Below are 8,101 nucleotides of genomic sequence, written 5' to 3'. Positions count from 1 at the left end.
GAACACCCAGGCATCGAGGCCCCAAGCTTGACCGCGCCCAAAACTACGAAAGAGGATCGAGCCCAAATCAAGAATTCTTCAGAGGCCGACCGGTGGATTCAGGCTAAGCTGACAGCATCCGCTCAAACGCAACACACGAAAGCCCAGACTCTGCAGTCTGGGCTTTCGTTGCACCATCCGGGTGCGGTCGGGGGCCTGGCTGTGTGCTGGGTACTAAGCCAGGGCTGGCAGTTGCGACGTTCGGTTTGGTGTACGGGTGCCGAGGAGGACGCGACAATCGTTGATTGCATGGTCCAGCAGGACATACAGCCGGGCGTCCGGGTCGGAAATACACGCCTCGCTGATGCCCTGCACGGCGACGCGAATGATCGTGTCGGCGGTGCGCGGCGTGAACTTGGTGTGCGACCAGGAATGCACGCTGCCAAGGAAGTCACGCGCCCACCGTTCGGCGTCTGGCGCTTCCTGCAGAGCAGTCCGAATGAGCGGGCCGACCCGCTCGGCGAACTGCGGGTCAAGAACGGATGCGTTCCGCTCGCAGGTCAGCACGCCCACGGCGAGCGCGCGCTGGCGTTCCAGGCTCGCTGTCGGAAGGGCTTCGCAGCCAGCGCGCAGGGCGACCACGATTTCGATTCGCTTGTCGACGCGCTGATCGGAACTGGTCAGGCCGATGACCGATGGAATCAGCAGGGCGAGTCGTGACCTGGCACCGTCGGAACTGCAATCGTTGACCATCCGGGCGAGCGAGGCCAGCACCGGGTGGGTGCAGGCCGGGTGGTCGCTCCAGGACTCGCCGGCGAGGTAGGAGGCGAACTCCATGAAGCAGCCGCCACTTTTCGGAGTACGGTGCTTGCCTCGCGACAGCACGGGCATAATGTCGGGCAGACTGCCCTGGACTGGTTTCATGAAAAACCTCCACACCACGGGGACTACGTGCTCTAAGTTTCCCCCCATCTGCCCGGAAAGACCAGAGCCTGATGCGACTAGGGACACATTTTCAGCGACCGGAGGCATCCGTTTGGCAGGTACTCGAGCCGTGACCGAAGTCTGCGCGACGGAGTGGGATAATTACCTGTGCCTGTCTACCGAGATGAAGCCGTCGTGCTGCGCACCCACAAGCTGGGTGAAGCCGACCGCATCGTCACCATGCTCACTCGAGCGCACGGCAAGGTGCGCGCCGTGGCCAAGGGCGTGCGCCGCACCGGCTCCAAGTTCGGCGCCCGGCTGGAGCCGTTCATGGTCGCCGATGTGCAGCTGTACGAGGGCCGCAGCCTCGACATCATCACGCAGGCCGAGTCCCTCGGCTCCTACGGCGCCCTGATCACGGCCGACTACGGCAGCTACACCGCGGCGAGCGTCATGGTCGAAACGGCCGACAAACTCACCGAATCCGAGGGGTCGCTGCAGCAATACCTGCTGCTCGTCGGTGCGCTGCGGTCGCTGTCCCGGCAGGAGCACGGCTCCCACCTCACCCTCAACTCCTATTTATTACGTGCGGTGTCGATGGCCGGCTGGGCGCCGAGCTTTCAGGACTGCGCCCGCTGCGGCGCCACGCAGTCAAGTGATGGCGGGCAACACTCGGCCATGGTCGTGCAGCTCGGTGGCATCGTCTGCGACTCTTGCGCCCCACCCGGGTCGCCGCGGCTCGACGCAGCGACGATCGGCCTACTCAGCGCCCTGCTCACCGGAGACTGGGAGCACGCCGCAGCGAGCCCAGATCGCACGCAAAACCAGGCCGCCGGAGTCGTCGCCGCCTACACCCAGTGGCACCTGGGCCGCGGGCTTCGCTCGCTGGAACACGTCGCCCGATGATGGCCAGCCTGTTCGGCCATAAACCGTTCACCCACAAGGACGCCGTCGCGTTCAAACCGCTCGACTGGACCGGCCTGTACCCGCCCGATCTGCCCCGCAAGGTCGTACCAGAGCATGTCGCCGTTGTCATGGACGGCAACGGCCGCTGGGCCAATGGCCGGGGCCTCACCCGGATCGAAGGGCACAAGGCTGGCGAGGCAGCCCTGCTCGACGTCGTCGCCGGAGCCATTCAGATCGGCGTCAAACACCTCAGCGTGTATGCCTTCTCCACCGAAAACTGGAAGCGTTCGCCCGACGAGGTACGTTTTCTGATGGGCTTCAACCGGGACGTGCTGCACCGCCGCCGCGATCAGCTCAACGAATGGGGCGTGCGGGTCAGGTGGGCCGGGCGCAAGCCGAAGCTGTGGGCATCCGTTATTAACGAGCTGCAATTTGCCGAGAAACTCACCGCGGGCAATGACGTACTCACCCTCACGATGTGCGTGAACTATGGCGGGCGCACCGAGATAGCGGATGCCGTGCGCGCGCTGGCCGAGGATGTCGCCGCCGGCAGGCTGAAGCCGTCGGGAATCACCGAGAAAACCATCGCCAAGCAGCTGTACGTGCCCGAGCTGCCCGACGTTGACCTGTTCGTGCGCAGCTCGGGGGAGCAGCGCACCAGCAACTTCATGCTCTGGCAGAGCGCCTATGCCGAGATGGTTTTTCTCGACACCCTGTGGCCGGACTTCACCCGAGTCGACCTGTGGCACGCGGTCGAGCTGTATGCCGCCCGCAACCGTCGTTATGGCGGAGCGGTCGACACCCCGACGGCCTGAATATTTCGGTTGGGGAATACCGGGGCCCTGCGCCCCGTTGGCCCGAGTGTGACTGATACAACTAGTACCGAAGCGACCGCATCCGTGAGCACCGACACCATCAAGGTGGACATCTGGTCCGATGTGCAATGCCCCTGGTGCTACATCGGTAAACGCAAGTTTGAGGCCGGTGCCGCCCAGTTCGACGGCACCGTCGAGGTCGAGTATCACAGCTTTGAACTTTCGCCCGATACCCCGGTCGATTACGCCGGAACGCCTGTGCAGTACCTCAGTGAGAAGAAGGGTATGCCCCTCGCCGAGGTGGAGCAGATGCTCGAGCGTGTCACCGGCATCGCCGAGAGCGTCGGCCTGCACTACGACTACGACTCCGTGCACCAGACCAACACGGTCATTTCGCACGAACTGCTGCACTACGCCAAGGCGCACGGCCGTCAGCTCGAGATGAAGGAGCGCCTACTCAAGGCCTACTTCATCGATGGCCGTTACGTTGGCCGGATCGAAGACCTCGCCGACCTCGCCGCCGAGATCGGACTCGACCGAGCCGACGTCGTGCGGTCACTCACCGCCCACGAGCACCTCGCCGCGGTCAAGGCCGACGTGGCACAGGCCGGCGCCTACGGCATCCAGGGCGTTCCGTTCTTCGTGATCGACGGCCGCTACGGCATTTCCGGCGCGCAGGATCCGACGGCGTTCACTCAGGCGCTCGACCAGGCCCGCGCCGACCGCTCGGCCAAGGCCGGGGCCGACGACGTCCCCGCGTAACCCGATACCCAGCGAACTCGCGTAGCCTGACGGGTAAGCAACCAGCTGTACCCGCAGACTTCACCGTTTCACCCAATTGATTCAAGGAGATAACTCATGACTGACACCATCACTACCCCGCCCGTCTTTACCGACGCGGCCGGCCGGCCCACCATTGAGCTCTTGGGTGCACCCGCCGCAACCGACGAAGCCGCTGGCTCCTGCTGCGGTGGCGGCTGCTGCAGCTGATCTGAGCCCATTTCGTCAACAGCGCAGCTGCCGTACGCCCCTTTCCGGGCCCGGCAGCTGCGTTTCTGTGTGCGCCCGGCATCCGCTCTGCAGAGGATTCGGAGCACCACGCGCTTTCTGGGAGAATTGACCCACCATGACTTCACCTACTTCCGCCGACGACCAGCGGGCGCCGATCGGCCAGTTGGCCGTTGGTCCGCTCAGTATCGGCCCGCTCACGCTTGACGTGCCCGTGGTGCTCGCGCCGATGGCCGGCATCACCAATACCGCATTTCGCCGGCTGTGCCGCGAATACGGCGCCGGACTGTTTGTGAGCGAGATGATCACCTCGCGCGCGCTCGTCGAACGCAACACCGAGACCATGCGCTTGATCACCCATCATGAGAGCGAAACCACCCGCTCCATTCAGCTCTACGGTGTCGACCCGAAAACAGTGTCCGAGGCCGTGACCATGCTCGTCGCTGAAGACCGTGCCGATCACATCGACCTCAACTTCGGCTGCCCGGTTCCCAAGGTCACCCGCAAGGGCGGGGGCGCTGCCCTGCCGTGGAAGATCGGCCTGTTCCGTCAGATCGTGGAGGCCGCAGTGACGGCGGCCGGGCCGATTCCGCTGACCGTGAAGATGCGCAAGGGCATCGACGCCGACCACCTCACCTACATTGAGGCTGGCAAGGCCGCCGCCGGAGCCGGCGTCGCCTCCATCGCCCTGCACGGCCGAACGGCCGCCGAGTTCTACTCCGGCCACGCCGACTGGTCGGCAATTGAGAAGCTCAAGAACGCCATCAGTGACGTGCCGGTGCTCGGCAACGGCGACATCTGGTCGGCCGACGACGCCCTGCGCATGGTCAGTGAAACCGGATGCGACGGCGTCGTCGTCGGGCGCGGCTGCCTCGGCCGTCCGTGGCTGTTCGGCGACCTCGCCGCTGCATTTCGCGGTCAGGAACTCAAAGCCGAACCGGGGCTCGGCCAGGTCATCAACGCCTTCCGCCGCCACGCCGAACTGCTCACCGAATACTTCGATAGCGAAGACCGGGCCTGCCGCGACATTCGCAAGCACGTCGCCTGGTACTTCAAGGGCTACCCGGTCGGCGGCGATCTGCGCGCGAGCCTGGCGATGGTGCAGTCTCTCGCGCAGCTCGACGACCTGCTCGGCACTCTCGACGCCTCGCTGCCTTACCCGGGCTCAGACGTTGAGGGCCCGCGCGGGCGCGCGGGAACACCGAAGAAACCGTCGCTGCCCGAGCACTGGCTCGAGTCTCAGGATCTTTTCGGGGCGGAGCGACTGAATTTGACCGAGGGCGAAGGGGATACCAGCGGTGGCTAACAAAACCGGATACAGCGAGACCGACGAGGCCCGCTGGTTTCCCGAAGAGCACTACTCGCGGCGCAGTGACTTTGCCCGCGACCGCGCCCGACTGCTGCACTCGAGCGCTCTGCGGCGCCTCGCGGCCAAGACGCAGGTCCTCAGTCCCACGGCGGGGCTCGACTTTGCCCGCAACCGACTGACCCACTCGCTCGAGGTCGCCCAGGTGGGGCGGGAGATCGCCTCCCGCCTCAACGTCGACCCCGACATCGTCGATACCGCCTGCCTCGCGCACGACATCGGGCATCCTCCTTTCGGACACAACGGCGAGAAGGCGCTCAGCCTGTGGTCGGAAGACATCGGCGGCTTCGAGGGGAACGCGCAGACCCTGCGATTGCTCACCCGGCTCGAGCCGAAGGTGTTTGGGCCCGACGGGCGAAGCTACGGACTCAACCTGACCCGGGCGAGCCTCGACGCAAGCTGCAAGTATCCCTGGCCAGAAGGATCCTCGGTCTATGACCCGAGCGGGCGGGCCAAGTTCGGGTTCTACCAGGAGGACCTGGCCGCGTTCGAGTGGCTACGCGAGGGAGCGCCCGACCGGCAACTCTGCATCGAAGCCCAGGTGATGGACCTCTCCGACGACATCGCGTACAGCGTGCACGACTTCGAAGACGCCATCGTCAACGGCTACGTCGACGTGGCAGCCCTGAGCAGCCGCGCAGATCACGACGAACTCCTCGCCACCATGTCGGAGTGGATCGGCGACCAGACCAGCGCCGAGGACCTGGCGACCGCGTTCAACCGGCTCGACTCCCTCGATGTCTGGATGGATTCCTGGACCGCCGGGCGACGCGACCAGGGCCACCTCAAGAACCTCACCAGCCAGCTCATCGGCCGGTTCAGCAGTGCTGCCGTACACGCGACCAAAGAAGCCCACCCCGGTGCGAACATGCTGCGGTTCGGGGCGAATGTGATCGTGCCGCGCGAGATCCAGGCCGAAATCTCGGTGCTCAAGGGCATTGTCGCGGCCTTCGTCATGACCCGCAATACCCGCAAGCCCATCTACGTGCAGCAGCGCCAGGTGCTCACCCTGCTCGCCGAAACCCTGCACCAGTCCGGCGACGAACACCTCGACCCCGGCTTTCGCGAAGACTGGCACGCCGCCGAGGACGATGCCGCCCGCAAGCGCGTCATCGTCGACCAGGTCGCGAGCCTCACCGACCAGTCCGCCCTGGCCTGGTACGAGCGCCTGGTGCAGGGCTAGCGCTCTGCCCGGTTTGAAGGCTCGACGCGCCGAGCGGCTCCTTCAAGCTCGATAAGCTGAACGGATGGCTACCCGCATTAATCCGAGCATCCTCGCCGCCGATTTCGCCAACTTTGAGAGCGAGCTTTCCCGCATCCGCTCCGCCGACCTCGTGCACGTCGACATCATGGACAACCACTTCGTGCCGAACCTCACCTTCGGGCTCGGCATGGTCGAGCGGCTGCAGCAGGTGTCGCCGCTGCCGCTGGACATCCACTTGATGATCGACGACCCGGAACGGTGGGCGCCCGGCTACGCCGAGGCCGGAGCCTACTCGGTCACCTTTCACGCCGAGGCGACGACCGAGCCGGTGGCGCTGGCCCGGCGGCTGCGGCAGATCGGCGCCCGCGCCGGCATCGCGCTCAAGCCCGGTACCGACGTCACGCCGTACCTCGACCTGCTCGACGAGTTCGACCAGGTGCTCGTGATGACCGTCGAGCCCGGTTTTGGCGGCCAGAGCTTCATGGAAGAGACCATGCCGAAGCTTTCCCAGCTGCGATCACAGGTGGAGAAGACCGGACTCGACGTCTGGCTGCAGGTCGACGGCGGCATCACCGCGCAGACCATCGAGATCGCAGCCCGAGCCGGTGCCGACACCTTCGTGGCCGGGTCCAGTGTGTTCGGGGCCGCGAATCCGGCCGCACAGATCGGCCTGCTGCGCGAACGCGCGGCGAGTCACCGTCACGGGCGGGTAACCTAGAGTCGTGAAAACTTTCGATGACCTGTTCGTAGAACTCAGCGACAAGGCCCGCACCCGCCCGGAAGGCTCCGGCACCGTTCGTGAACTCGACGCCGGCGTGCACGCCATTGGCAAGAAGATCGTCGAAGAAGCGGCCGAAGTGTGGATGGCCGCCGAGTTTCAGAGCGATGATGAAACATCTGCCGAAATCTCCCAGCTGCTTTATCACCTGCAGGTCATGATGATCGCGAAGGGCCTCTCTCCGGCGGACATCTACCGACATCTGTGACCCGTGCCAGCTCATCCGCTGGTATCCGTCATAAATTTGTCTGGCACGAAAAACCGAGAGAGTACCCCCATGCTGAGAATTGCTGTGCCCAACAAGGGCTCGTTGTCTGAAACCGCCGCGCAGATGCTCGCCGAGGCCGGCTACACCGGTCGTCGCGACCCGCGCGACCTCGTCACCGCCGATCCGCGCAACGGGGTGGAATTCTTCTACCTGCGTCCGCGCGACATCGCCACCTATGTCGGCTCCGGCGCCCTCGACGTCGGAATCACCGGGCGCGACCTGCTGCTGGACTCCCACTCCAAGGCGCAGGAAATCGCCAGCCTCGACTTCGGCGACTCTACCTTTCGCTTCGCCGGACCGGCCGGGCGCTTCACCGAGCTGAAAGACCTTGACGGCCTGCGCGTCGCCACGAGCTATCCCGGCCTGGTCGAACGCTTTCTCGCCACCCACTCGGTGACCGTCGACCTGGTCGAACTCGACGGGGCCGTTGAATCAGCGGTTCAGCTCGGGGTAGCGGATGCCGTCGCCGACGTTGTCTCCACCGGCACCACACTGCGCAAGGCCGGCCTCGAAATCTTCGGACCGGTCATCCTCGAATCCACCGCCGTGCTGATCAGCTCCACCAACGACAAGGCCGGAATCGCGACGCTGCTGCGCCGCCTGCAGGGCGTACTCGTGGCCCGCCAATACGTGCTGCTCGACTATGACATTCCGGTCGCGCTGCTCGACACGGCCGCCGCGCTTGCCCCCGGAATCGAATCGCCGACCGTGTCCTCGCTGCACGACCCTGAGTGGGCAGCCGTGCGCGTTATGATCGCCCGACTGGACATGAACAACGTGATGGACGAGCTCTACGCCATCGGTGCCAGAGCCATTCTGGTCACCACCATTCACAACGCCCGCCTCTAACCAC

At 65.1% G+C, this 8,101-nt stretch carries 10 protein-coding genes; 9 read left to right on the top strand and 1 reads right to left on the bottom strand.

The genetic code is table 11. The annotated features are described in order from the left end of the window. Positions 1-213: 213 nt before the first annotated feature. On the bottom strand, positions 214-903 hold the full coding sequence (locus E3O45_RS04895; RefSeq protein ID WP_198418214.1) for a hypothetical protein: 690 nt from the start codon (positions 901-903) through the stop codon (positions 214-216). Positions 904-1,071: 168 nt separating this feature from the next. On the opposite strand from E3O45_RS04895, the gene recO reads away from it, so the two are divergent. From recO to hisG, 9 genes are all read left to right on the top strand, one after another. Then, on the top strand, positions 1,072-1,809 hold the full coding sequence (gene recO, locus E3O45_RS04890) for a DNA repair protein RecO (protein WP_092448515.1): 738 nt from the start codon (positions 1,072-1,074) through the stop codon (positions 1,807-1,809). Continuing rightward, the gene (locus E3O45_RS04885; RefSeq protein ID WP_241985228.1) at positions 1,806-2,624 is read left to right on the top strand and encodes an isoprenyl transferase; all 819 of its coding nucleotides are present in this window, start codon (positions 1,806-1,808) and stop codon (positions 2,622-2,624) included. Before recO ends, E3O45_RS04885 begins: the two co-directional genes overlap by 4 nt. A gap of 48 nt (positions 2,625-2,672) precedes the next feature. Continuing rightward, positions 2,673-3,386 carry a DsbA family protein gene (locus tag E3O45_RS04880; RefSeq protein ID WP_198418213.1) on the top strand — a complete coding sequence of 238 codons (714 nt, stop codon included), beginning with the start codon at positions 2,673-2,675 and terminating at the stop codon, positions 3,384-3,386. A 96-nt stretch (positions 3,387-3,482) separates the two neighbouring features. Next, entirely contained in the window at positions 3,483-3,614 is a 132-nt protein-coding gene (locus tag E3O45_RS18190) for a hypothetical protein (RefSeq protein WP_255452953.1), read from the top strand. Positions 3,615-3,750: 136 nt separating this feature from the next. After that, positions 3,751-4,938, top strand: a complete 1,188-nt coding sequence (gene dusB, locus E3O45_RS04875) for a tRNA dihydrouridine synthase DusB (RefSeq protein WP_134442171.1) — start codon at positions 3,751-3,753, stop codon at positions 4,936-4,938. Next, positions 4,931-6,181: a deoxyguanosinetriphosphate triphosphohydrolase gene (locus E3O45_RS04870; RefSeq protein ID WP_134442169.1), complete on the top strand. Its 1,251-nt coding sequence runs from the start codon at positions 4,931-4,933 to the stop codon at positions 6,179-6,181. The genes dusB and E3O45_RS04870 overlap by 8 nt, the downstream gene beginning before the upstream one ends. Positions 6,182-6,245: 64 nt before the next feature. Continuing rightward, positions 6,246-6,920 (top strand): ribulose-phosphate 3-epimerase, encoded by a 675-nt coding sequence (gene rpe, locus E3O45_RS04865; protein ID WP_134442167.1) that lies wholly within the window; start codon positions 6,246-6,248, stop codon positions 6,918-6,920. Between the two features lie 4 nt (positions 6,921-6,924). Next, entirely contained in the window at positions 6,925-7,188 is a 264-nt protein-coding gene (locus tag E3O45_RS04860; protein WP_092107778.1) for a phosphoribosyl-ATP diphosphatase, read from the top strand. Between the two features lie 69 nt (positions 7,189-7,257). Then, positions 7,258-8,097, top strand: a complete 840-nt coding sequence (gene hisG, locus E3O45_RS04855) for an ATP phosphoribosyltransferase (protein ID WP_092448520.1) — start codon at positions 7,258-7,260, stop codon at positions 8,095-8,097. Positions 8,098-8,101 lie beyond the last annotated feature (4 nt).

Source organism: Cryobacterium sp. TMS1-20-1 (assembly GCF_004402355.1).
In the GTDB taxonomy this organism is placed as follows: domain Bacteria; phylum Actinomycetota; class Actinomycetes; order Actinomycetales; family Microbacteriaceae; genus Cryobacterium; species Cryobacterium levicorallinum.
The sequence above is the reverse complement of the archived record's forward strand: the minus strand, read 5'-3'. Positions and strand labels throughout refer to the sequence as shown.

What these genes read in the sequence shown, in the direction of transcription:
- E3O45_RS18190 (WP_255452953.1), top strand. Translation starts at nt 3,483, where the DNA reads ATGACTGACACCATCACTACCCCGCCCGTCTTTACCGACGCGGCCGGC.
- dusB (WP_134442171.1), top strand. Translation starts at nt 3,751, where the DNA reads ATGACTTCACCTACTTCCGCCGACGACCAGCGGGCGCCGATCGGCCAG.
- E3O45_RS04895 (WP_198418214.1), bottom strand. Translation starts at nt 903, where the DNA reads ATGAAACCAGTCCAGGGCAGTCTGCCCGACATTATGCCCGTGCTGTCG.
- rpe (WP_134442167.1), top strand. Translation starts at nt 6,246, where the DNA reads ATGGCTACCCGCATTAATCCGAGCATCCTCGCCGCCGATTTCGCCAAC.
- hisG (WP_092448520.1), top strand. Translation starts at nt 7,258, where the DNA reads ATGCTGAGAATTGCTGTGCCCAACAAGGGCTCGTTGTCTGAAACCGCC.
- E3O45_RS04885 (WP_241985228.1), top strand. Translation starts at nt 1,806, where the DNA reads ATGATGGCCAGCCTGTTCGGCCATAAACCGTTCACCCACAAGGACGCC.